This is a genomic window from Streptomyces sp. NPDC088810 (assembly GCF_044750305.1).
Lineage (GTDB): Bacteria > Actinomycetota > Actinomycetes > Streptomycetales > Streptomycetaceae > Streptomyces.
Genome location: NZ_JBIVJQ010000016.1, coordinates 128,773 through 152,357, shown reverse-complemented (window position 1 = coordinate 152,357; position 23,585 = coordinate 128,773). Strand labels below are relative to the sequence as shown.

Annotated in this window: 19 protein-coding genes and 1 pseudogene; 11 read left to right on the top strand and 9 right to left on the bottom strand. The window is 70.0% G+C overall.

The window, feature by feature from the left end; translation table 11 throughout:
- Window positions 1–19: 19 nt before the first annotated feature.
- Together ACIP4Y_RS35890 and ACIP4Y_RS35885 are read right to left on the bottom strand one after the other, a co-directional pair.
- Window positions 20–415 carry a nuclear transport factor 2 family protein gene (locus ACIP4Y_RS35890; RefSeq protein WP_401400551.1) on the bottom strand — a complete coding sequence of 132 codons (396 nt, stop codon included), beginning with the start codon at window positions 413–415 and terminating at the stop codon, window positions 20–22.
- 33 nt (window positions 416–448) lie between these two features.
- Entirely contained in the window at window positions 449–1,348 is a 900-nt protein-coding gene (locus ACIP4Y_RS35885; RefSeq protein WP_401400625.1) for an SDR family NAD(P)-dependent oxidoreductase, read from the bottom strand.
- A gap of 375 nt (window positions 1,349–1,723) precedes the next feature.
- On the opposite strand from ACIP4Y_RS35885, the gene ACIP4Y_RS35880 reads away from it, so the two are divergent.
- From ACIP4Y_RS35880 to ACIP4Y_RS35870, 3 genes are all read left to right on the top strand, one after another.
- Window positions 1,724–2,614 carry a LysR family transcriptional regulator gene (locus tag ACIP4Y_RS35880; RefSeq protein ID WP_401400548.1) on the top strand — a complete coding sequence of 297 codons (891 nt, stop codon included), beginning with the start codon at window positions 1,724–1,726 and terminating at the stop codon, window positions 2,612–2,614.
- 126 nt (window positions 2,615–2,740) lie between these two features.
- On the top strand, window positions 2,741–3,160 hold the full coding sequence (locus tag ACIP4Y_RS35875) for a hypothetical protein (protein ID WP_401400622.1): 420 nt from the start codon (window positions 2,741–2,743) through the stop codon (window positions 3,158–3,160).
- A 202-nt stretch (window positions 3,161–3,362) separates the two neighbouring features.
- Entirely contained in the window at window positions 3,363–3,518 is a 156-nt protein-coding gene (locus ACIP4Y_RS35870) for a hypothetical protein (protein WP_401400545.1), read from the top strand.
- Window positions 3,519–4,010: 492 nt separating this feature from the next.
- Here the strand turns inward: ACIP4Y_RS35870 and ACIP4Y_RS35865 are convergent, their stop codons facing one another.
- Together ACIP4Y_RS35865 and mscL are read right to left on the bottom strand one after the other, a co-directional pair.
- Window positions 4,011–4,898: a neutral zinc metallopeptidase gene (locus ACIP4Y_RS35865; protein WP_401400543.1), complete on the bottom strand. Its 888-nt coding sequence runs from the start codon at window positions 4,896–4,898 to the stop codon at window positions 4,011–4,013.
- Between the two features lie 727 nt (window positions 4,899–5,625).
- A complete protein-coding gene (mscL, locus tag ACIP4Y_RS35860; protein WP_373912323.1) occupies window positions 5,626–6,069 on the bottom strand; it encodes a large conductance mechanosensitive channel protein MscL in 444 nt (147 codons plus the stop codon).
- A 412-nt stretch (window positions 6,070–6,481) separates the two neighbouring features.
- Between mscL and ACIP4Y_RS35855 the strand changes: the two genes are divergently transcribed.
- From ACIP4Y_RS35855 to ACIP4Y_RS35840, 4 genes are all read left to right on the top strand, one after another.
- On the top strand, window positions 6,482–6,700 hold the full coding sequence (locus ACIP4Y_RS35855) for a hypothetical protein (RefSeq protein WP_401400540.1): 219 nt from the start codon (window positions 6,482–6,484) through the stop codon (window positions 6,698–6,700).
- A gap of 174 nt (window positions 6,701–6,874) precedes the next feature.
- Window positions 6,875–7,312, top strand: coding sequence for a hypothetical protein (locus ACIP4Y_RS35850; protein WP_401400537.1), 438 nt, complete (start codon window positions 6,875–6,877; stop codon window positions 7,310–7,312).
- 1,620 nt (window positions 7,313–8,932) lie between these two features.
- Window positions 8,933–10,741, top strand: a complete 1,809-nt coding sequence (locus tag ACIP4Y_RS35845) for a hypothetical protein (protein ID WP_401400535.1) — start codon at window positions 8,933–8,935, stop codon at window positions 10,739–10,741.
- Between the two features lie 340 nt (window positions 10,742–11,081).
- The gene (locus tag ACIP4Y_RS35840) at window positions 11,082–11,477 is read left to right on the top strand and encodes a hypothetical protein (RefSeq protein ID WP_401400532.1); all 396 of its coding nucleotides are present in this window, start codon (window positions 11,082–11,084) and stop codon (window positions 11,475–11,477) included.
- Between the two features lie 470 nt (window positions 11,478–11,947).
- Here ACIP4Y_RS35840 and ACIP4Y_RS35835 read toward each other — a convergent pair whose 3' ends face one another.
- Window positions 11,948–13,216 (bottom strand): DUF418 domain-containing protein, encoded by a 1,269-nt coding sequence (locus ACIP4Y_RS35835; RefSeq protein WP_401400529.1) that lies wholly within the window; start codon window positions 13,214–13,216, stop codon window positions 11,948–11,950.
- Between the two features lie 496 nt (window positions 13,217–13,712).
- Between ACIP4Y_RS35835 and ACIP4Y_RS35830 the strand changes: the two genes are divergently transcribed.
- Entirely contained in the window at window positions 13,713–15,896 is a 2,184-nt protein-coding gene (locus ACIP4Y_RS35830; RefSeq protein ID WP_401400620.1) for an ABC transporter ATP-binding protein, read from the top strand.
- An 8-nt stretch (window positions 15,897–15,904) separates the two neighbouring features.
- On the top strand, window positions 15,905–16,123 hold the full coding sequence (locus ACIP4Y_RS35825) for a hypothetical protein (protein WP_401400527.1): 219 nt from the start codon (window positions 15,905–15,907) through the stop codon (window positions 16,121–16,123).
- A 354-nt stretch (window positions 16,124–16,477) separates the two neighbouring features.
- Here the strand turns inward: ACIP4Y_RS35825 and ACIP4Y_RS35820 are convergent, their stop codons facing one another.
- Entirely contained in the window at window positions 16,478–17,587 is a 1,110-nt protein-coding gene (locus tag ACIP4Y_RS35820; RefSeq protein WP_401400524.1) for a sensor histidine kinase, read from the bottom strand.
- The gene (locus tag ACIP4Y_RS35815) at window positions 17,584–18,240 is read right to left on the bottom strand and encodes a response regulator (protein WP_401400617.1); all 657 of its coding nucleotides are present in this window, start codon (window positions 18,238–18,240) and stop codon (window positions 17,584–17,586) included. The genes ACIP4Y_RS35820 and ACIP4Y_RS35815 overlap by 4 nt, the downstream gene beginning before the upstream one ends.
- Window positions 18,241–18,423: 183 nt before the next feature.
- On the opposite strand from ACIP4Y_RS35815, the gene ACIP4Y_RS35810 reads away from it, so the two are divergent.
- A complete protein-coding gene (locus ACIP4Y_RS35810) occupies window positions 18,424–19,635 on the top strand; it encodes a DUF418 domain-containing protein (RefSeq protein ID WP_401400521.1) in 1,212 nt (403 codons plus the stop codon).
- Between the two features lie 190 nt (window positions 19,636–19,825).
- Window positions 19,826–21,103, top strand: a complete 1,278-nt coding sequence (locus ACIP4Y_RS35805; protein ID WP_401400518.1) for a DUF418 domain-containing protein — start codon at window positions 19,826–19,828, stop codon at window positions 21,101–21,103.
- A gap of 532 nt (window positions 21,104–21,635) precedes the next feature.
- Here ACIP4Y_RS35805 and ACIP4Y_RS35800 read toward each other — a convergent pair.
- Window positions 21,636–21,827: pseudogene (locus ACIP4Y_RS35800) on the bottom strand (hypothetical protein); the annotation flags it as partial.
- Window positions 21,828–23,162: 1,335 nt separating this feature from the next.
- The gene (locus tag ACIP4Y_RS35795) at window positions 23,163–23,579 is read right to left on the bottom strand and encodes an SRPBCC family protein (RefSeq protein ID WP_401400515.1); all 417 of its coding nucleotides are present in this window, start codon (window positions 23,577–23,579) and stop codon (window positions 23,163–23,165) included.
- Window positions 23,580–23,585: the final 6 nt, after the last annotated feature.

Sequence of the window (23,585 nt, the reverse complement as noted above, 5' to 3'; positions counted from 1 at the left end):
GGGGTTGGTCGTGCCCGCCTCACGGACGTGCACGGAATTCGGGCGACGGGGCGCCGCCCGTGGTCTTGCCGTAGCTGAGGGATTCGACGATCCGGCCGTCCCGTACCAGGACGAGGTTCACGCCGCGTACGGAGTCGGCCGGTCCGTCACCGAAGCGGTACCGCCAGCGGACCGTGGCCCGTTCACCGGTGACGACGACGGCCTCCGGCTCGAAGCGGCCCGCGCGGTCCTCGGCGAGGGCCCGGCAGAACTCCAGGCATGCGGCGAGCCCTTCGTAGCGGGCCCCGTCGGGTGCCGGGCCCCTCGCCTCCATCACGCAGTCCTCGGCGATCAGCTCGGCGAGCGATGAGGTGTCACCCTCGAGGAAGGCCCGGTTGAAGCGGTGGACGACCTCGGCCGTGGTACGGAACGACATGTCGCGCCCTTTCAGCAGCACCCGACAGGTCAGTCACGGGTTGCCCCGACCAAGCTCGGCCGCCGCGTCTTCGACCGCGGTGGCGGGGCCGGGGATCGCGTGTTCGGCGGCGCGGCTGACCTGCTCCCACGCCTCCCAGGTGGCCATGCGCGTGCGGGCGATGTCGAACGCGAGGTCGTAGACCATGCTGCCGAGGAGGAGGCGCAGCGGCGGCTCGTCGCTGTCGACCAGGGTGAGCAGCGCGGCCGCGGCGAGCTTCGGGTCGCTGTCGACCGAACCTTCGGCGAACTGCTCGGCCAGCTTCTTGCGCAGCGGCGCGTACGCCTCCAGGGGACTGGTGCTGTGCATGGCGGTGTACAGGTCCGTCCAGTAGCCGCCGGGCTGGAGGATGCTCACCTTGGTTCCGAATGTGGCGGCCTCCGCGGCGAGGGCCTCGCTGAGGCCTTCCAGGGCGAATTTGCTGGCGCTGTAGAGGCCGGTGCTGGGGAAGCCGCCCAGGGCGGCGATGCTGGACACCTGCACGAGGTGACCGGAGCCCTGCGAGCGCAGGACGGGCATGACGGCCTGGCTGACCCACAGGGCGCCGAAGAAGTTGACGTCCAGTTGGGCGCGGGCCTCGGCCTCGGTGAACTCCTCGACCATGCCCATCGACAGCATGCCCGCATTGTTGACGACGACGTCGAGCCGGCCGAAGCGGCCGACCGCCTCGGCGACGGCGGCGAACACCGCTTCGCGGTCGGTCACGTCCACCCCGAGGGGCAGCACCCGCCCGGGGTGGGCGGCCGCCAACTCCTCCAGCGGGGCCACGGTGCGGGCGGCCCCGGCGACCCGGTCGCCGGCGCTCAACGCGGCCTCGGCGAAGGCGCGGCCGAGGCCCCGGCTGGCGCCGGTGATGAACCAGACGCGGCCGGTGGTGTCGGCTGAGGTGTGCATGTGCGGTACTCCTGTCCGAGAAATGAGGCACCCGTGCTGGGCGTGCTCGATCGGGGCGACGAGCCCGACGACGGCGTCCACGTCCTCCTGCGAAACGGTGACGCCGGCGACGAGCCGCTTCATGAGATGTCTGCCTTCTGGGTGCGTGGGCGTACTACGTCTTGGGCAACGGCTTGTCTCCCGTCCGGCACGCTCCGGCGGCTGCAGGCAGTCCGCTGGGCGGTACGGGGTCACCGGTACGGGCGCCGCACCGCCCGAAGATCGCCGAGCAGCGGTTCCGGGCTGCTGTCGATCTTTCAGCGTCCTCCCATGCCCATCAACATCGAAGATCAGTAGGATCCGATAACTCAGGCTTATGACGGGGGTCGACGGCAGGTGGAAGTACGCGACATCGAGATTTTCCTGACGCTGGCCGAGGAACTGCACTTCGGCAGGGCCGCCGCCCGGCTGCACCTCACGCAGGCGCGCGTCAGCCAGGTGATCGGACGTCAGGAACGCCACCTCGGCGGCCTCCTGTTCGACCGCTCCAACCGCCGCCAGATCCGCCTTACCCCGCTCGGCCGACAACTGCGTGCCGACCTGCGGCCGGTCTACGCGAGCCTGCGCGAGAGCCTCGAACGCGCCCGGATGGCCACCCGCGGCAAGACCGCACGTCTGCGCGTCGGCATGATGCCGTTCAACGTGCCCGACCTGTACCGCTACTGGGACACCTTCCGCTCCCGTCATCCCCAGTGGGAACTACAGCTACGCCGGGCGCCCTACGTCGACCCCTTCGCCAGACTGCGCGAGGGCGACATGGATGTCTTCCTCACCTGGCTACCGGTGGACGAACCCGATCTCACCGTCGGCCCGGTCCTCTTCCGCGACCCCCGCGTCCTAGCCGTCGCCGCCGACCACGAACTCGCCGAACGGCTCGTCGTCCCGTTCGAGGCGCTGGCAGACTTCGCCCATGCCATGCCACCCGACATGCCCGACTACTGGGAGGACGGCTACCTGTCATTCCACACATCCCGGGGGAAGCCGATCGAACGCACTGAGCAGGTCACCAACGCGGACGAGCTGATCCACCTCGTCGGCACCGGCGAGATCGTCCACCCCTTCCCCTCCCACGTCACCCGCTACTGGTCCATGTCCTACGTCCGCTTCATCCCCGTCCCCGACATGGGCACGATTCCCTACGCCCTGGTGTGGCGCAGGGACGCCGAGAACGACCTCATCCGCGCCCTCGCCCAGACCGTCCGCGACATCGGAGTCCTGCACTTCTGACGATCCCGCGCGCAAGCGGCCTGGAAGCAGAGGCGGCTTTCCCAGGGCGGCGAGAAGGTCGTGGGCGAGGCCGTCTCCGCTGGTGGTGCCTGGGCCGGGGCGCAGGGTGATCCGGCCGGACGGCGGATGGTGGGCGGCCAGGCGGTATGCGTGTGCATCGCATCGTCGCCTGAGTCGATGACCACGCCGCACCGCCGCAATCCGGCAGCACGCCCCGGCCTCCGGCTCGAGTCCCACCCTCCGGCCCTCCTGCGAGCCGGTGACGACGCCGGGGACACGCTCGTCGTCGTAGACCAGTTCGAGGAATTGTTCACCCTCTGCGCCGATCCCGCAGAACGGCAGGCGTGCCTGAACCTGTTCCTGACCGCGAAATACCCACCAACACAATCCGGCCCCGACCAGCCGCATACAGGAATAGCCAACCCCATGACAGCCACCCGCCCTGCTGCTACGCAGCCTGTGGCAGCAGTCTGGTCACCCCATGACAGCCAAGATCACAACTCACACCATCGAGAGACCAGACACAACCCACCCCATCCCCACTGACGACCAACCAATGCCACCAGGACACCCGTTCACAGGCGTCACCTCATCGATCTATGGACTGGTGGTCCGTCAATGTTGCTGATCAGGATACGAGTTGTCCCTGTTGTGCGGGTCATGGTGCGGGTGCCCCGTATCCTGAGCCCTGGTCTTTCGCAGAGTTCCACTCACGCTTCACCAGGAGGCGGCAGAGAGGTCCCTCGTCGTGGAGGCCCGGCCGACCGGCCGGGCGGATGAGACGGACGAGCAGGAACCTGCCGAGCGGCGCCGGAAACGGCGTCGGATGCTCGGGCAAGTCCTGCTCGACTGGTCGCCGGTGCTGGCGAGACTGACCACCATCGTGATGCAGCACCTCTCCTGACAGGAGAGCGGCACGAGCGGGTCGCATGGCCCGGGCAGCAGTGAGCCCGGCCGATGCATGCGCGACCGGGCTCACTGCTGTATCGCGGGGAGGGCCATGAAACCGGGGGTAGGAGCCCGGGGACGGGGCCCTGCCGTGTGTAGACGTTGTGTCTACACTCGCACCTCGATCGTAGCGTGTGTAGCTACATAGGGGTCGCCGCGCAGCTAGAGCAGGATGAGCAGACAGAGCAGGAGCGCACCGCGCAGAGGTGTCCCGGCTGTTCCGGCCCAGCGCAGGGCCCGCCGCGAGTACGAGTACCGCGTCAGCGCGCTCACACCGGCCTGATCATGATCACCGGCTTAGCGTTAACCGCTGCAGGCACAGTGCTGGAAGCAGTCAGCCTGTCGAGGCAGTTCTCCCACTTGGTGTCGGTCGCTAACCACCGACCGCGGCGCGGGATGATACGCGATCTGCCCACCGGCGTCGGCCCACAGCTGGGCGTCTGCCGTGTCAGCGGAACGTGTTGCAGTCGGCGACGCGGCCGGAGCGGTAGCCGGTGGAGAACCATTGCTGGCGCTGGCTCGCGGAGCCGTGGGTCCAGGTGTCGGGTGTGGCCTTGCCCTGGTAGCGCTGCTGGATACGGTCGTCTCCGACGGCGGCGGCCGCGTCCAGCCCGCGGTTGATGTCGTCCTTCGTCAAGTCGGTGACCAGTGGCTTACCGCTGTTGGGGTCGGGGGTGGTGGTGGCGTGGTGGGCCCACACTCCGGCGTAGCAGTCCGCCTGCAACTCGAGTTTCACCGAGCCGCTGTTCTGGCCCTTTCCGCTGCCGCGGGAGATCGTTCCGCTGAGGTCCTGGAAGTGGTGGCCGTATTCGTGCGCGATGACGTAGGCCTCGGCGAACGGGCCGCCCTTGGCGCCGAACTTGCTGCTCAGGTCGTTGAAGAAGCCGAGGTCGAGGTAGACCTTGTCATCGGCTGAGCAGTAGAAGGGGCCGACGTCGGAAGTCGCGTTCCCGCAACCGGTGTTGACACTGCCGGTGAACAGGAACGTGGGGGCCTGCTGGTAGGGCTTGCCGGCGGCTGTCTCCGTCTGCTTCCAGAATGCCTGCACGCTGTCGACCACGGCGACGATCCGGCACTCCTCCTTGCGGTTGGCGTCGGCACCGGTCCGGCAGTCCGCCGCGAGGTCCGCGGCTGCCTTGCCGGACGAGGGCGTGTCGCTGCTGCCCGAGCCGAACATGCCGGGGTCGACACCCAAGAGCACGGACGCGACCAGCACCACGAGCCCGACCAGTCCCCCGCCGATGGTCTTCCCGCCGCCCGGGATCCCGCCCAGCGCACCTCCCCGCCCGTCTGTGACCTCGGACGTGTCCAGAGCAGCATCGTCGTCGAATTGCATACGTTGAACCTCCTTCACGCAGCGCGCCGGACCGCCCGCGTCGTCCCGCTCGCCTACCCCGTACGAGGACATCTTCATCCCGTCCTCTTCCTGCTCGGCCTCTTGGAAGAGCCGGCGGGCGACGCCGCGACGCCGCTCTGTGGGCGAACGGCGGACCGCCCGTGTGCGGTAACGCCCCCTCCATGCCGTCGACCGCGCAGCGGGGCCCTGCCTGTCGCCGGTGCCGGGACCGTACCCGCGAGATTCAGACGCCGCGGGTCGGTCGGAACGTTCGCGTACTCGTCGAAGAGCCGCTCAAGGGCTTCGTGACCGTGCGTGCGGCGGTACTCCATCACGGCCGCCGTCACCGACAGCACCCAGAGAATGCGGGCGTGTCCGTCGGCCAGCGGGCACTTCTCCAGATTGGGGCCGTGGAAGTAGGGGGCTGATCAGCAGGTGGTCGCAGTGGGACCCGGGCAGCCACAGCTCCCCGATGGACAGGCTGTGCGCGACGCCGGTGCAGGTGGTCGTCGTGTTGCTCAAGCCAACCATCGACAGCGGCCGTTGGCCTTGTTCGCAGGCCAGGTGGATTTTGGTGATTGAAGTCTCCCCGGGACCGGTCCAGGCCGTGGTCGTCGGGCTCGGTGCCGGCCGTGAAGCCAAGCAGCCGGTTCGGCATCGGACGCCGTCGGTAACTGCCGTCACCACGGACGTGCCCGGCAGCCCAGGCCGGGCCATGGAGGTCGGGTCACCCGGCGCGCTGGGTTGTCTCTCCGGCCTGAGCCGGTACGGCGGGCAGGGAGACGGTGCAGGAGGCGCAGCGTCGGGCCTGGGCGGGTACGGGGCTAAGGCATTCGGGGCAGTCCCGTTTGGGGGCCTGGACGTCTTGGTGCGGGGCGAGGCGTTCGTGGAGCTTGTTGATCGGGAGCACGACCAGGAAGTACAGGGCGCTGGCGAGGAGGAAGAAGCTGATCGCCGCGTTGACGAAGGCGCCGTAGGGGAACTTGGTGGCGCCTACGGTGAAGGTCTTGCGGCTCATGTCGCCCGTGGCGCCGGTGGCCAGCCCGACGAGTGGGGTCAGGAAGGCGCTGACGAAGCCGTTCACCACGGCGGTGAACGCCGCCCCGATGACGATGCCGACGGCCAGGTCGACCACGTTGCCGCGCAGGATGAAACTGCGGAAGCCCTTCACCTTCTCACCCCTAAGAGGTTCTTGACGTCGACGAGCTGCACCGAAAGCACGGTCAGCCCACCCCTTCACCTCGAATGCCCTGCCACCCCTCACCCATGCCGGCTCCGCCGCGCGGCGCGGCGATGTACCAGTTCACCAAGTGGCGCGACGACGACAGACCATCCATGACCTGCTGCGCCGACAGGTGCGCTGTGACCGCTGAGCGTTGAGGTCAGCCGCTGGCGAGTATCGGGCCCGCCGGGGCAGAGAGTGTCTGATGAACGTGGGGGCAGGGCGTGGCAGAAGTGGTTGTGAGAATGCGCATCCGGCGCAGGAGAGCACGGGTGGTGCGCTTGCTCAGCGTACTGCGCCAGGTCAGTCCCGGGTGGCGGGACCGTAGGTGTGACAGCGCACGGGTGCCCAGGCCGGTGCTGTGGAAGCGCTCGTCGATGACGACGGCGGTGATGACACCCTGGGCGCAGTCAGTGCAGATCCGGTACCGGACCTGGCCGACGACCTGGCGGGTGTGCACGAGGAGCAGGCATTCGTCGCCCGGGCCGGGGTCGTCCGGGATGTGCGTGGACAGCAAATCGATTGCCCGGTAGGCGAGGACGCGGCGGCGCAGGCGGCCGGTGCGTCGGCCTCGGTGTGAGTGTTTGGCGCCGTCGTGACCGGGCGGCGGTGTCTCGGCTGTGGAGACCTTGGCGATGAGACTGCTGCTGGTGGGACGCGCATGTAGTCCGTGCATGACGTCTCGTGTGCCCGAACAGCCGACGGATACCCGTTTCAGCGGGCGGGGCATCCCGCCCGGGCGCACCTCGGCGTCATGGGCTCGCTGCCGCCCATCACCTTTTACCAGTACCACCAGTGGCGGCGGCAGATGGCCCGCTGTTTCGACGACCTCGCCGCCGAGCTCGCCGAGACAGGCACCGTCCGCCCGCGCTGCAGCGGCGAGGAGATGGCCCTGCATCTGGGCATCGACCGGGCCAAGTCGCTGACGCGGAACCAGCCGCGCCTGGTAGCGGAAACAGTGGCGGGCCTGGATGAGGACCGTCGCGATTTCGACTGGGACTGGTGCTCGACCGTGTTGTTCGAGGACCACGACGTGCTGATGCTGTTCGACGCCTCCCTGGACGGGATCGAAGACAGCGGCAATGAACTCAACCATGCCCTCGGACTTGCCAACCTGGCCGCTGCGGCCTGGTTCGCGCCCTTCCGCCCCGACCAGGCCCGCGACCCCGACCGCTGCTTCCGCACCTCCTGACCTGCCCCAGGCTGCCCGGCAGCCTCGCGAGACAGCAGCCTCCTACCTCACCCGCCTCGCCGCCACCTACCACCTCACCGCCCACCTCCTCGACGGCCCGCACATCACCGCCACCGGCACCCCCACGGCCCCACCCCCGCCGAAATCCACGCGCCAGATGCCAGGGTCACCATGAACTCCACCCAGCCTTGGCCGCGATAGCGGGGAACTCTTCGAGGGAGGTGACGCCAGCTTCCGGCTTGTGCTGCTCGTCGCACCAGGTGGGGCACATGAATGGAGGAAGGGGCGATTGCGCGGTGGCAGCGTCCACGACCCTACATCCTGCCCAGTGCCACCTGGAAGGTGGCGCAAGGCGCGCCGGTCGGCGACGTCTATGCGAGTGATGCGCGAAGGAGTTTCGTCGGTCCACGCCCGCCGAACAGCACGGCGAGCAGGGTCGCCGTCGAACAGGCAGCGAATCACACGTGTGGCGGATCCATGTGCTCGGCATGGCGCCACGCGCAATGCCGGGGACCGCTCTGCGCGGGCCACAATTCCGGCGCACGCGCGGCCTCAAGGAGGTCAGGTCTGCAGGCCGCTACACGGGGGCGCCGGCGCCCCGTCGAGCAGGTCTCCAGCGCGATGCGCGCCGAGGTCAAGGGCGACGTGAACGCCTACTTCACCTCCCGGGTGGCGGCTGCCTCCTGGCGCCGCAGGAACCGCATGACCACCACCATGCCCTGGTGGCCCCGCGTCACCGGCGCAGCAGGCGCGGCCCCGCACACCTGGCAGAACCGCCGCGAGCGGGTAGGGCCCGGGGGCCTGCGGATACCGCGCCGGTGTCGGCGCGTACGGTCCCGGCACCTACGCGAAGGCCCCGCAGGCGGCTGGTACGGCCCCGGCGTTTGCGGGTGGGCGGGGTGCGGGGGCGGCGGCGTGCTCAACTGGGGCCTTTTCCAGGGGGACACGTCGGAACGGCATAGCACCCTACTCGGTGAGCTGTCCCGGCAGCGGTCCCGCGTGCGCGACGAGCAGAGGGGCGTCGACGTCTCTGGGCGGTCAGGCTGGGCGTACGCCCGGCTGGGCGCTTGCGCGGAGGAGTTGTGGGCTTGGCGAACCTGTTCCGCGGCGGGATCGGTGCGTGGTGCGGCGGGCGCGGTGGCCCTGGAGCATTCACGGGGCTGCGCTGCGATCCGGGCGGCGCGTGCGGCCGGCGCATCGGACGCAGACGGTTACGGACGCTGCGCCGTCGAGGGCTCTGAGTGCGCGGGTTGTGTTCGGGCGGCTGATGCGCATGTCGGCGAAACGGGTCTCGGCCCGCTGCAGTGCTGCGCGGGCCGCTCAACGTCATCATGCGATACGGACGGACGGCCGAAGGACACCGCGCCGCTGCGATAGGCGGCTTCCACGCTCTGAAGCTTCCGTGCGCTCTCACCGTTCGCCTGATAGGCCTGGTGGTAGGCGTCGATACCGAGCCCGGAGTTATCGAGCAGGTTCCTGCGTACCGTATGCAGGCCCGTGCTGGTCACCACGTAGGGGAAGATCCGCTACAGTGCCTCACGTGTCAGCTGGCGCTGCTCTGAGAGAGCTGAGCGATCAGGTCCTCGGCCCCGTTGATGTATGTGCTGCCAGAAGCTCCGCGTGATCTTGAGGTGGGGCCGGCAGCGGGGCCTTGCGACGGACCCGGGCCGCTGGCCCGCGGCCACCTGGCAGCTGTTCCTGGACGAGCTGGCCGCGACCGTCGGCGAGGCGACGGTGGCCAACCACGTGGGCGCCGTCCGCACCTTGCGGGATCTCGCTGCCGCCGTCACCGGCGTCACGCCTTTCGACGACCCCTGGGACGGCCGCTCCGCCGCCGAGATCGGACGGCAGGCGGTGCTCAACGCCGCCCTGGGCGAGGCTGCGCTGGCCACTCCGACGATCCCGCCGCAGACCTGGTGGCCCCTGATCCGCGCCGCCTGGACCTACGTGCACACCTTCGCCCCCGACATCCTGCGCTGGAAGGAGCAGTTAAAGCGCCGGGCCGTGGATCTCGGCCAGGGAGCGCCACCCCGCCGGCACGTCGCCAGGACCGCCGACGCCACCGACGCCCAGATCGCGGCCTGGCTGGCCTACCCGGAGAACCGCGTCCCGGTGCACGCCGTCAACCGGCCGGGCAGCAAGTCCGGCGAACCCGTCTGGACCGTGCTCAGCGAGCTGATCACCGCGGGGCAGCAGCAGAGCATCTGCGACACCCACAGCGGCTCGCCGCGCGCACGCGCCCTGGCCCGGCGGGAGGCTGTCCTCGCCGTGGTCGACCAGGGCCGCACTCTGGCCGTCCGAGGAAAGGTCGCCAGAGCCATGATGAATGCTCCCCGCCATGTCCCCACCAGCGCCCGCCCGTCCGCCGCCGTGATCGACGAAGAGCTCCGGCAGTGGCTGGCCGACCCGGAGAACCGCGTTCCCGTCCGGTCGGCCGACGACGGCGTCGGCCGGGCGGGAACGGTCATCTGGAGCACTCTCGCTCGTCTCATCTGGGGCATCCCGACCGGCGACCGCTTCACCTCGCACGCGGCCTCGGGACGGGCCCGGCGCCGGCTCGTCGAGGAGGCGGTCGCGGCAGGGCGAACCACGGTGATGGCCGCCAACCGCTACTGGTCACTTCCGACGCCCTGCCCCGACGCCGCCCTCACCCTGCGGACGGACGGCACCACCCGGCCCTGGCGCACCCACATCACCCAGTCCGAGCTGGCTATCGAACTGCGCATGCTCCGGGCCGCCTGCTACATCTTCGTCACCGCGATGAGCCTGATGCGCGATTCGGAAGTACAGGAGATCCAGCGCGGCGCCCTGACCACCTACTACGGCTCCCCGGCCATCAAATCCACCAAGGTCAAGCACGACCCGGAACGTCCCGAGTCGTTCTGGTGGATCACCGAGCCGGTCGCCGAGGCCATCGCCGTCGCCCAGCAGCTGTCCTGGCATCCCACCCACCTGTTCGCGAGCCTGAAGCCACCCCGCGGCAAGAAGAACCGCGGCAGCCGGGGCATCATCGCCGCAGACGACATCGACTACTTCATCGAGCGCGTCAACGTCAACGCCGACGCCTACGGCCTGGACCCCATCCCCACCGCGCACGTCCGCTCGCACATGTTCCGCCGCACGATGTCGGTGATCACCGGCCGTGAACCAAACTCCGAGATCGCCCTCGGTTCCAGCTCAAGCACGCCGCCCGCCGGGCTCTGGCCAACTGCACCACCCAGGGATACGCACAGATGGACACCGCCTGGGCCGCGGAGTTCGACCAGCAACTCGAGCGCGCCGCCGCCCTGCGGCTGGTCGACCTGCTCAAAGCCCGCCGAGCAGGCAAGAAGGTCGCGGTCGGGCCCGGCGCCGACCGGCTCCACGCCGGCCTGGACCACGTCATCACGGCCATGGACCACGACCCCGTGCAGCGCAGATCGCCGATGAACGGGCCGAAGCCGCCCTGCTCGCTACGCAGTTCCCTCACCTGCACCTAGGCACCGTCAACCACTGCATGTTCGACGCCCCGCAGGCCGAGTGCCAGACGCAGTTACCCGCCGATCAGCGGGGCACGGCCCCGCTGATCGGCGCCTGCCAGCCCGACCGCTGCCGCAACTCCGTGATCACTCGCCGACATCACCGATCTGGATCGCCGAGGAAGACGACCTGACGACCAGGGCGAAGGACCCTTCTCTGTCAACACCGGGCCGCAAGGCCGTCCTTGTCCGTCTCGCCAACGTCCAGCGCATCACCCGCGCACACTTCAGCACGAAGGAGTGACCCCCTGATGCCGGTCTCCGCCGCGAGTGCCGCCAGACTTCGCGAGGCCATGGACCGGCTTCTGGCCGGCCAGCCCCTGCACACCGACGGCGCCCTGACCAAGGAGAACCTCGCCCGCGAGGCCCAGGTCAGCCACGCCACCGTCCACCGCGCCGAGGACATCCTCGCCGAGTGGGACGCCAAAGTCGCCCGGCCCATCCTGCGCACACCCGGCGAAGTAGCCCGCGACGAGACGATCACCGAGCTCCGCAAACAGCTCCGCGCGGCCAAGGCCGAAGTAACCAAGCTGAACGGCAGGCTCGACGCTCTCGCGACGGTGACCGCAAACCTGTACCACGAAAACCAGGCCCTCAAGAAGCGCGACAGAGACCGCAGACTCGCGTCTCTTCCCTCCGCCCACTGACCGCGTGTCGCGATGACGCTGCCTTGGTCGGGTATCGGGCACATGTACGGGGTGGGTGAGTCGGAGGCCGACGAAGTCTCCGGTCAGCGACTGACCCACCCTGACGAGCGTCACTCTGATCACAGAGGACTAGGCAGTTTCGTTTGGATCAGTCGGTCGTCGGTCCGGGTGTCCCGTTGACTGACGCGCAGTCGGCGCGGCAACTCTCTCGAGGCCTACGCCGTGGCGTTCTAGCGTTGATGCAGCTTAGCGCTGGCACTGCTGGAGATACACAGCGCAACAGGTGAGGTGCTGTCGCTGGTTCGGGTGGTGGGCTGAGACAGCCATGCACAGGGATTGGCGGGCCCTCGGTGCACCTTTCGGCGACGGACAGGGCTTACGGGTGAAGCCTGCAAAGACTATGCGTTTGCTGGATCCATGAGCGGTCCCGGCCGGGGTGGGACGTGGAGGCGTCTCACCCCGGCCGGGTGTCATCGGATGTGCTTCGCCGGCTTGGTGGCGGCGTTGAGCAGGTACTCCAGGGGGCCGCGGCGGAAGAAGCGGGACCAGATCGTGGCGAACACGATCGCCCCGAGGACGTACATGATCAGCGGCAACCATGACTGCTGGGTGCTGGTCCCGGCGGGCGTGGACAGCACGGACTGTGCGACGAAGTGGCCGACGCATGCGGTCAGGGACATGGTGCCCACGGCGATGACCGGTTTCGCCAGACGGCGCAGTCGCGGCAGGCGGTCCATCAGCACCGTCGCGCCCACGATCACGAGGATCGCGACTCCGACGCTGCCGATGATGTCGAACGTGGTGCCGCTGTGCGGCCCGGCCGAAAGAAGCGACGACGCCGGCATATCGGGGAACGACCCGCCGTCGAGGGGCATCGACCCGCTGCCGGGGGGCATCGAACCGGAGCCGCCGGACGACGACCCGTCTTCCGCCGTGCTCCTCAGTGCGTTCTTGCCGGCGAGCAGCAAGGACATGCCGTACGCGGCCACGGTGAGGGAGGCACCGACTGCGGCCAGGCGCCGCCGGACAGTACTGGAGGACAGGTCGAGGCGGCCCAGCGCCATGCCTGCGATCACGAACGACATCCAGGTGAGCGCCGGGTAGAAGCCGGTGAGCAGCAGATCGAGCACTCCCACCTCGCTGAGGCGGCGGAGCGGGTCGTAGGCGTTGATGCTCTCCTGGACCGACGGAGTCAGCAGCGAGGTCAGGACGAACGCCAGCTGCGGTGTGACGAGGGCGAACGCGGCCGCGATGATCGCGAGCGTCTTGGCGCTCAGTCGCACCAGGGGCAGGGCCAGCAGGAAGTAGACACCGTAGAAGCCGAGGATGATCACTCCCCCGTACTCCATCGCCATCACGGTGCCCAGCGCCAGCAGGACCACGGCGCGGATCGCGATCCGCGCCTTCGCCTGACGGCCCGCCAGGCCGGTCTTCGGCTCCCGGCGGCCGGCGATCAGCATCAGTGAGAACCCGGCGAGGGTGGCGAACAGAACCGACGAGTGACCGTCCGCCACGTACCGGATCCAGCTGCCGACACCGGTCGTGGCGGACAGCGGGGGTCCGATGTGCACGATGTACATGCCGAACACCGCCAGCGCGCGGGCCAGATCCACCCCGACGAGGCGTCCCATCGAGGGACCGGGCGAGGCCAGCACGGCGGACTCGGGGGAGGTTCGGGGCGGCGGAGGCGAGTTCTCCTGCGGAGCTGACGTCTCCTGCGGCGGCTGTGTCTGTGTCATACGGAGAACCTCGCGCGGACGCCAGGGGGCTGACCATCCGGCAGTCTTCGGTAACGCCCCCGCCGATCGGGGGGGAGCGCCCTGCCGACCGGTGGAACCTCGGTGCCCGGCCGGTCCGGTGCGACCGGACGGCGGTCTTTCTTCAGCCACTCGGCGGAGGTGGCCCCGACAGTTGCCGGATGGGAGCGGGGTGGGCGGGCTTCCAGGCTGGAGGCATGACACAGCGCGCGACACGACGAGCGCGAGGGCTTCCGCGGAACATCGGCCGACGTACCGGGCCGTGACGCCGTCCCTGGCAGGGGCGAGTTTCTGGAGTTCCTCGGTATGGCGCTGGCGGCGGGCGCCTTCGTCCTGTGCGTCGTCCGCCCGGAGGTGACCGAAGCGTTGGTGCGCCACCTCGCCATGCGCACCACCGGACTCGGCCACTGACCCGGCACATGCTCACGCCCCGGCACACAAAGAAGAAGGGAATTTCGTGAACACCGCATACGCCCCGATGACGGATGAGACGTCCCCGTCCGCCCGAGAGACGCTCAAGGCACTGGGCTCGTACGTCCGGCCGCACCGGTGGGCCGTCGCCCTCGATCTGCTGTGCGCCTTGGTCGGGGCCGCCGGGGGACTGCTGCAGCCGCTGGCCACGAAGGCACTGGTGGACCGGCTCGCCGCCGGAGAGACCATCGCCGGGATCCTGATCGCGCTCACCGTGCTGGTGCTGGTGGGTACGGCGGTCGAGGCGTTCGGCGCGTACGTGCTGGAGCGGACGGCGGAGTCGGTGGTCCTGGCTGCGCGGCGCACCCTCGTGGGGCGGCTGCTGCGGCTGCGGATCGCGGAGTGGGAGCGGACCCCGCCGGGCGATCTGATGTCCCGGGTCACCTCGGACACCACGCTGCTGCGGGCGGTCAGCACCCAGGCGGTCGTCTCCGCCGCCACCGGCGTGGTGGCCTTCGTGGCGGCCATCGTGATGATGGCGTACCTGGACGTCGTACTGCTGGGTGTAACGCTCCTGGTGGTCGTGCTGGTCGGCGGGGCCGTCGCCCTGGTCATGCCCAGGATCGCGCAGGCCACCCAGCGCTCCCAGGAGGCGGTCGGAGAGATCTCCACCGTGCTGGAGCGGGCCTTCGGGGCGTTCCGTACGGTCAAGGCGTCCGGCGCCGAGGAGCGGGAGACCGCCCGGGTGGAGGCGGCGGCACGGCGGGCGTGGCGGCACGGCGTGAAGAGCGCGAAGTGGGAGGCCGTGGCGGGCTCGGCGGACGAACTCGCCGTCCAGCTGGCCTTCCTCGCGGTGCTCGCGGTCGGCGGGGCGCGGGTGGCGTCCGGGGAGATCCCCGTGTCCACCCTCATCGCCTTCCTGCTGTACCTCTTCTACCTGATCGAGCCGGTGTCCAGGCTGGTCGACGCCGGGTCCTCGTATCAGGAGGGGGCGGCCGCGCTGTCCCGGATCGCGCAGGTGGAACGCCTGTCGACGGAGTCGGCCGACCGTCGGACGGGCGCCCTGCCCAGGCAGGGGGCACCGGTCCCGGGTCCGGCGTCGGTCCGCTTCGAGGACGTGTCCTTCCGCTTCCGACCTGGCCAGCCGTACGTCCATCAGCAGGTGAGTTTCGAGGTACCGGGCACCGGGATGACGGCCTTCGTGGGCCCCTCCGGTGCGGGCAAGTCGACGGTGTTCGCACTCCTCGAGCGGTTCCACGAGACCACCGGCGGCCGGGTCCTGGTCGACGGCAAGGACGTACGGGACTGGTCCCTGTCCGAGCTACGGTCCGCCATCGGGTACGTGGAGCAGGACGCCCCGGTGCTGGCCGACATGCTCCGCGAGAACCTCGTCTTCGCGGCGCCCGGCGCGACGGACGACGACATCCGCGACGTCCTGGCCCGCACGAAGCTCGACACCCTCGTCGAGCGCCTGCCCCACGGCCTGGACACCCCGGTCGGACACCGCGGCTCGAAGCTGTCAGGCGGTGAGCGGCAGCGCGTCGCCATCGCCCGCGCCCTGTTGCGCAGGCCACGCCTGCTGTTGTTGGACGAGGCGACCTCGCAGCTCGATGCCGTCAACGAGCTGGCGCTTCGGGACGTCGTCGCGGAGGTGGCCCGCGAGACCACCGTGCTGGTGGTGGCCCACCGCCTGTCGACGGTGACGGGCGCCGACCGGATCGTCGTCATGGACGCCGGCCGGGTCCGGTCGGTGGGCACCCACGCCGAACTGGTGGCCCAGGACCATCTGTACGCGCAACTATCTGTACGCGCAACTGACGGCCACCCAGTTCCTGGCTCCCGCGCGATGACGCACCACACGCAGGGTGTCCGGTCGTCCACTGCCGCGTTCCCGGCCGGACACCCCCAAGCACCGACACCCACGCAAACCAAGACCGTGAAAGGCCCCGTATGCGCACCGAGTCCACCATCCGTTGCAGAGGTGCGGTGTGGGACTGGCTGGCCCAGCCGACCGCGCTGTTCGGCGGCGTGTACGGGCTCCTGGTGTCGAGTTCGGCCGTCGCCGCGCTCACCCAGTTCGGCGAGACGAGTCGAGCGGCACGCATGGACGACGCCCTATGGGTCCTGTTCACCGCCCTCGCCTCGGCCCTGGCCCATGGCTACGCCCACCAGATCGCCCACCGCGACGCGCAGGGCCATCCCGGCGTACGGGGTGTGGTGCGTGCCGTGCTCGCCGAATGGCCGCTGGTAGTGGCAGCGTTGCCCACCACGCTGGTGCTGTGGGGGGCGGGCCTTGGCTGGTGGCGCTCCACAGGCATCGAGTACGTCGCCTTCGGAATCAACACCGTCCTGCTGCTCGGCTGGGGCCTGCTCGCCGCCCGGGCCGCGGGCCGGACGTGGGGACGAGCCGTCAGGATCGGCTGTATCGAGGCGCTTATGGGAATGGCCGTCGCCGTGCTCAGCACCCTGCTGAAGTGACGAGGCGATGTCGCGGATGCCGCTGAGGGGGGCGGGGTCGATGTCGTCGGCCGCGTATCGGCCCCTGTCCGGCCCCTGTCCGGCCTCCGTCAGGCGCTGACGCCGGGCCGGGGCGTCGGCGAGCGTACGAGATCCACGCGGATCAGCCCACGGACCGAGGGCTCAACACCGTTCTGAAGGGGCCCGCGACAGGACACATCCCGCCGCCGGGCGGCGGACGAGCGGAACTTCGATTCGCGGCATGAGGTCTGGACGTGACCGATGGGCTCATCCAGTCACCACCACGGCACAGCATGAGGTGGCGTGCCGTGGCAGGCGGCCGGGCGGCGGCTGCGCCGCCCGCCGCCTGGTCGGTCAGTCCGCGCTGAGGGGAATGCGCAGCCGCACCCGGTAGCCGCCCTCCGCGGTCGGGCCCGCCTCCAGAGTGCCGTGCAGAATGTCGGCCCGTTCCCGCAGACCGACCAAGCCCTGCTGCGAACCGGGCAGGGACAGCGAAGGCCGGGTGGGCGGGGTGTTGGTGATGGTCACTCCGATGCCGTCGCCGGCCTGCCACAGCTCGACGCGCGCTCTGGCGCCGGGGGCGTGCTTGCGGACGTTGGTCAGGGCTTCCTGGACCGTGCGGTAGAGGGCCCGTTGCGCGGGTGTGCCCGCGGTGGGCGGCAGCTCGCCCGACAACTCCACGTGAGGGCCGCCTGATTCCACCAGTTTGCGCAGGTCGGCCAGGGTGGGCTGAGGCGTCAGCTCGGTGGCGTTGCCGCCGGAGGCGCGCAGCAGCGTGACCATGGTGCGCAGTTCGTCGAGCGTGGTGACGCTCAGCGAACGGATCGTGCGGGCGGCTTCCTTGGCGTCCGCGTCCTTGGTGGCGACCTGAAGCGCCCCGGCCCGTACGGCGATCAGGCTGACCTGGTGGGAGACCACGTCGTGCATCTCGCGGGCCAGTTGGGCGCGTTCGCGGGCGAGCACTGCCTGGGCATGCAGGGCCCGCTCATGCTCCCTGGCCTCCTCGATCTCGGCCAGCCGCCGCGCCAGGTCCCGTTGCGCCTGGAGAAGCTGGCCGAAGAGGACCGGGGCCGCGGCGGTCGCCAGGCCGTACACGAAGAAGACCAGTGTCATGGTCCGGTCGACCTCGGCCAGGGGCCACGGAGTACTGCTCGCGACGGCGGACAGGGCGACGCACACTGCAAGGAGACGACGATTTCGGGAGCGTTCGGCCAGGGTGAACAGTGCCGCGAGCACAGCAACGGCGACATCCTGCATCAGCGCGACGGGCAGGGTCAGCAGGAACACGCCGAGCGGGAAGCGGCGCCTGAAGGCAAGCGCGGTGCAGCCGATAGCGGCCAGCGCGAGCTCGAGGGGCGTGTGCTCCCACATGTTGAGCCATACATCCACGGCCGCCACCGCCACCAGGGCGAGGTCGGTGACCGGCGTGGGAAGCCGCTGCAAGATGGCGCGTGCGCGGCTCATCGGCCTGCCTCCTGCGCGTGCCCGTCGAGCAGTCCGGCCCGCTGGACCAGCAGCGCGGCCTGCACCCGGCTCGACACCCGGAACTTGGTGAGGATTGCGCTGACGTGGTCCTTGACCGTTCCGGCACCCAGGTGGATGCGCGCCCCGATGTCGGCGTTCGACAGCCCCTCCGCCACCAGGACGAGGACATCGCGTTCACGTGCGGTGAGCAGCCGGACCCGGGCCGCGTCCTCGTCGACGGCCGCCCCGGCGCGGGGGTGGCTGTGCAGCAGTGTCCGCGACGCCTTGGGGGAGAGCACCACACCGCCCGCGGCCAGGGTGCGCACCAGGTGGGCGAGTTGCTCCGGTTCGGTGTCCTTGAGGAGGAAACCGGCCGCGCCGGAGTGCAGCGCGGTCAGGATGTATTCGTCGGCGTCGAACGTGGTCAGCATCGCCACCACCGGGGCGTCCGGCGTCGTCCGCAGCTCGCGCAGGACGGTGAGCCCGTCGACGTCCGGCATACGTATGTCCAGCAGAACCACGTCGGGCCGCTCCCGGCGGACCGTCTCGACGGCTTCGCCGCCGCTCGCGGTCGCGACGACCTCGATGTCTTCGGACGCGCCCAGGATGAGTTCGAAGCCCGAGCGGACCAGTGCCTCGTCGTCGACCACCACTACCCGTATCACGCGCGCTCCGCCCCAAGTTCGTTCGTGCCGTTCGGCCCATGCCGCCTCGACCCTAAAGCTCCGCGGAGCCCCCGCGGCCCGGCGAGCGGCAGCTCCAGCCACACGGCGGGGTGGCACGGCAGCCTTCTGCCGGGTAGTCCATGATCGGCCCGGTCTTCAGCCTGAGGGTCAATGACCCATCACCCAGACTCCGTGCTGCTCCCGGCCGACGCCGCGCCCCCTGACCGTGAGCGTGGTGAGCCCTCGACCGGTGGGCCCGGGGTGGGCCGGCTGATCGGGCTGGACCTGGCCCGCGGCCTGGCCGTCTTCGGCATGTACGCGGTCCATGTCGGCCCCGCGCCGGATCAGGGCGGTGTCATCGGCTTTCTGATGGAGCTGGCGCAAGGCCGCTCCTCCGCCCTGTTCGCCGTCCTGGCAGGCTTCGCGGTCGCCCTCATCACCGGGCGCCGCACACCGAAGACCGGCTTGGCCGGCCGCCAGGCCGTAGCCAAGGTCGTCATCCGAGCCGTGATCCTGCTGGCCCTCGGCACCGTCCTGACCATGACCGGCACCCCGGTCGTGCCGATCCTCGCCTTCTACGGACTGTTCTTCCTGCTCGTGCTGCCGCTGCACCGGCTGAGCGCCAAACCGCTGGCGCTGATCGCCGCAGCATGGGCTCTGGTGGGCCCGCAGCTGCTGTACCTGCTGAAGCCGGTGGTCGGCGGCCGCTCGTTCCCCACCGTCGGCCAGGCCGACGGTGTCGTCTCGCTACTCTTCACCGGTGGCTATCCGGCCTTGACCTGGGTCCCGTTCGTCATCGCCGGTATGGCCGCCGCCCGCCTCGACTTGGCCGCCACGGCTGTCCGGATACGTCTCGCCCTCGCCGGCGTCGCCCTCGCCGTCACGGGCTATGGCGGCTCCTGGCTGGCGCTGCGTCTCGTGCCCGGTGCGGCCGCAGCCGTCCGGGAAACCGCAGGGGCACCGGGTATGTCGTCCATGTCGTCCGCCTCGCCCGGCAGCGAGGGCGTCTTCGGCGACACCCCCGCCGGGATGCTGGTCGCCTCCCCCCACAGCGAGGCGACCCTGTCCATCGTGGGCAACACCGGTGTGGCGATCCTGGTGATCACCGCCTGCCTGGCCGCCATGGACGCCTTCCCCCGGCTGCGCCGCCTGGCCACGCCCGTCATCGCGGTCGGCTCGATGTCCCTGACGGCGTACGTCTACCACATCGTCGCCATCTGGCTCCTGGACACCGAGGAAGCGACCGTCCCGCCCCTGTACATCCTGCTCGGCTTCATCGCGTCCATCACCGTTCTCGCCACCCTCTGGTCCCGCTTCTTCCAGCGCGGGCCGCTGGAATGGCTGATGGGCAGGGCGACCGGACTGGCCCGACACATCCCGTAAGACGTGTTCTTCTGGTCGTGGTGAGCCTGCTGACCCGCGGCATCCCGGCGACCTGCTCGACGACCACAGTCGTTCGTGTATGGCCAAGATCGACCCCTGCCAACCGGAGGGGGTCGGTCGGCCGACCGGCGGGACACCTCCTGAAGTTCGGCGGATGGTCGACCGTCCGCGCCTCGGCGAGGTTGTCCCGGTGACCGACATCGAAAGCGCCAAGAAGGCGCCTGTCCAGCCCTTACGCTCACCCGAGTCCGCCACGGCGACGGAACGCCCTTCGTCGACGGCGCGGCTGGTCGGAGTGGACCTCGCCCGTGCACTGGCGGTGTTCGGCATGTTCGCCGTGCACACCGGCCCCTTCAACCCCTTCCCCACGTCCGGCGACGGCGTTGGCACCTGGTTCGTCTGGCTGGCGAGCGGCCGGGCCTCGGCGCTGTTCGCCACCGTCGCCGGGTTCTCCGTGGTGCTGATCGCCGGCCGCCTGGAGCCGAAGACCGGACTGGCCGGCCGACAGGCGAAGGTCAGGATCGTGATCCGGGCCGTGATCCTGCTGGTGGTGGGCAGCGCGCTGGCGATGACCGACTTCGGCGGCGCCGTAATCATCAACTTCTACGCGGTGTTCTTCCTGCTGGCCCTGCCCTTGGTGCGACTGAGAGCCAGGACGCTCGCGACCATCGCGGTCGCGCTCGCGGTCGTCACGCCGCAGTTGGCGTACTGCCTGCGGGCGCTGCTCAGCCAGTCGATCGTGAACACCATCGACTCGTACGACTCGATCGCGCGAATCTCCGGTGTGGGCGTGCTCGACTTCCTGCTCACCGGCTTCTTCCCGGCCATCACCTGGATGACGTTCGTGGTCACCGGCATGGCGCTGGGGCGGCTGGACCTGACCTCCGGCGCGGTGCAGCGGCGGCTGGCCGTGGTCGGTCCCGCGCTGATCGCGTTCGGATACGGCGTCTCGTGGCTGGCGCTCCGGTTGACCGGCGGCGCGGAGAAGATCATGGGCGGGATGCCTGAGATGAAGGACTTCGACGTCCTGAAGGATCCCGGCATGGCAGAGGGATCCTTCGACCTGCCGGTCGGTGGTGGGCTGTGGGGCCCGGACGCGTGGGGATTGCTGGCGGCCGAGCCGCACAGCGCTTCCACGTTCGACCTCGTCGGCTGCCTGGGAGTCGCGATCACCGTGCTCCTGTGCGCGACGGTGGCGATGGACCGACTGCCGTGGCTGCGCCGGCTGGCGGCGCCGGTCATCGCCGTCGGCACCATGTCCCTGACCCTCTACGTGAGCCACATCCTGGTGATTCTCGCCCTGCCCGGCGAGGCGGTCACCCCACCGCAGTCCGCCTCCTTTGAGCTGTTGCTCTGCTTCGTCGTCGGGGCCACTCTGTTCGCGGCAATCTGGTCCCGCTTCTTCCGCCGCGGCCCGCTGGAGTACCTCCTCAACAACGCCACCCAACTGGCGAACCGCGTCCGCTGAGCCGCGGGCGGGCAGCCCGGGAGGTCCGTACAAGGAAGTGACTGCTCCCGGGATCACCGCCCCAAACGGGCAGGGCTCGGCCCGGCGGCGGTCAGATGGCTGTGTTGGGGGTGTGCGGCCGCCGCCACCGGCGACCTTGGCGGTTTCTGTCGGCGTTTGTCGTGGCTCTGGCGTTCGCCGTCTGGAGCAATGCCGAACGGGACGTCCCCGAGGCCGTCCTCAGCCGTCCAGAAGCACAACTCCGAGGACCGAGGGGCGCCCCCCGGTCCTCGGAGTTGTGGTTCTGGACGCGGGGCGCGCTGCAGGGCGCCGTTGACCAGAGCGTCGCCGATCTGCGGGCAGCGGCCTCGGACTTCGGTGGCTCGAAGCCGGGACGAGCCGGCCCTCACCGTCACTGCGCCGCTGTCGAGAGGCTGTCGATCACGCCGAAACAGGCTTCCTGATGCGCCAGCTGGGCAAGGGGTGCTTCATTGTCATCGCCTGTCTGACCGGGATGCGGGACCGGGCCGTCGAGCGCCCCTCGGCCAGGAACTGACGTCATCGGGGCGATGTGCACGATGTACATGCCGAACACCGCCAGCGCGCGGGCCAGATCCACCCCGACCAGGCGTCCCAGCGAAGGGCCGCCCGAGACCTGCCCGGCGGACTCGGACGAGGTTCGCGGCGGTGGAGGCGAGTTCTCCTGCGGAGCCGATATCTCCTGCGGCGGCTTTATCTGTGTCATGCGCAGGATCTTTCGGTGCCGTCAGAAGGCGGACCACCCGACAGGTTTCGGCAACGCCCCCACCGACCGGCCGGGGCCACCCCGCCGACCGGCGGAACAGCGCCGCGACGGTCGGCCGGCGGGCCCTGACGGCCAACCGCCCTATTCGCTCACGCCTCGCTCCTGGACACCGAAGCACTAACCGTCGCGCCGCTGTACATCCTGCTCGGCTTCATCGCGTCCATCACCCTGCTTGCCACCTTCAGATCCCGCTTCTTCCAGCGGGGGCCGCTCGAATGGCTGATGGGCAAGGCGACCGGACTGGCCCGACGCATTGACACAACGGTCCTACAGCGGCAAGAACGAACCGCCACCAGCGCCACGCTTCGCTGAGACAGCAGAACCCCTGAGACACTCGAAGTGTTCCTAAGCTGCGCACCGCGGAGAAGGGCCGACGCTCCCCGCTCGCCGCGCTGTGCCCGGATCCGGCAGCCGTACCGGCGTAAGCCTCCGAGATTCTTGCGCCCGCCCGCGTCCCACGCCGTCCAGAAGGCGGCCTGGGGCGCGGCGTTCTTCTTGCGTGCCGCTCACGCGTGCCCGGCAGCCGGCTCCCACAAGGGTCGGGCGAGCCCAGTCCCGTCGCAGTGGAAGCACCGGCCGCCTCCCGGCGTGCTGCGGGCACCGATGGTGCCAGCAGCGTGGCGGACGAGCCGGGTGAGGCCCGCAGTGTAGGCCTCGTGGATCGGGAGCTCCTGCCGTCTGCCGAGAGCGACCTCCAGCGCGGTGCCGGGGCCGGTGAAGTGGGCGTGCATGCCCCCGGTGATCGAGCGGAGCGTCTCGTTTCAGTTCGTGCATCGTCTCCGCGCCGGACAGCTGCACGCGGGCCGTGAGAACGGTGTCGGTGGCTGTGGCGAAGGACAGCAATGCGACCGGGCGGGCGAGCGGCCCGACGCGGCCCACGGGGATGGGGTGGGTGTGGTGGAGCTGGGAAAGGGCGTGCCACAGGTCGTCCGGCAGATCCTGGGGTGCGGTCTTTTCTCGGTTGCGTCTCATGCGGCCTGTGTAGGACCTGCGGTGGGTTGTCGCCGTCGGATAGCCCGTCCGTCCCGCCCAGCGATACGGCGCCTTCCCGCGGGCCGCGCGGCCCGAGCCAGGCACCGGTCGCGTCCGGGACGTCGTCACGCGCGGGCGTCCGGCAGTCGCGGGGGGGGGGGGGGGCGCCGCGACGCGAGGGCCGGAGGCGCGCCACGGTGAGCCCGCCTCGTGGGGAAGCCCCGGACCGGAGTCCGGGGCTTCCCCAGGTACATCGGCCGCAGCCGGTCGGCACGGCCCGAACGGGGCGCCGCCCCGCACGCCTCAGGCGTCGAACGCCTGGCCGAGCGCCGCCAGCCCCTCGGTGTAGATGCCGTGGAAGAGGGCGATCGCCTCCTCGTCGCTGACGCCGGCCGGGGTGAAGGTGCCGGACCACTCCACACGGGACGTACGGGAGCCGGGGACCTCGTGCACGGTCAAGGTGGAGCGGTAGCCGGTGACGGGGAAGGGCGCTTGGAGGATGGAGTAGCTGTAGGTGCGCGCGTCGTCGTCGAACGCTTCGAGGCGTTCGACGATCACCGAGCCCTCCTCATTGGTGAGGCTGCGGACGCGGCCGCCCTCGCTGAGCTTGCTCTCCGCAATGTACGGCAGCCAGTCCGGCAGTGAGCCGAAGCCGCCGATGAGCTGCCACACCCGGTCGGGCTCGGCCGTGATGTCGAGGGATGCGGTGGTGTGGGCCATGGTCGT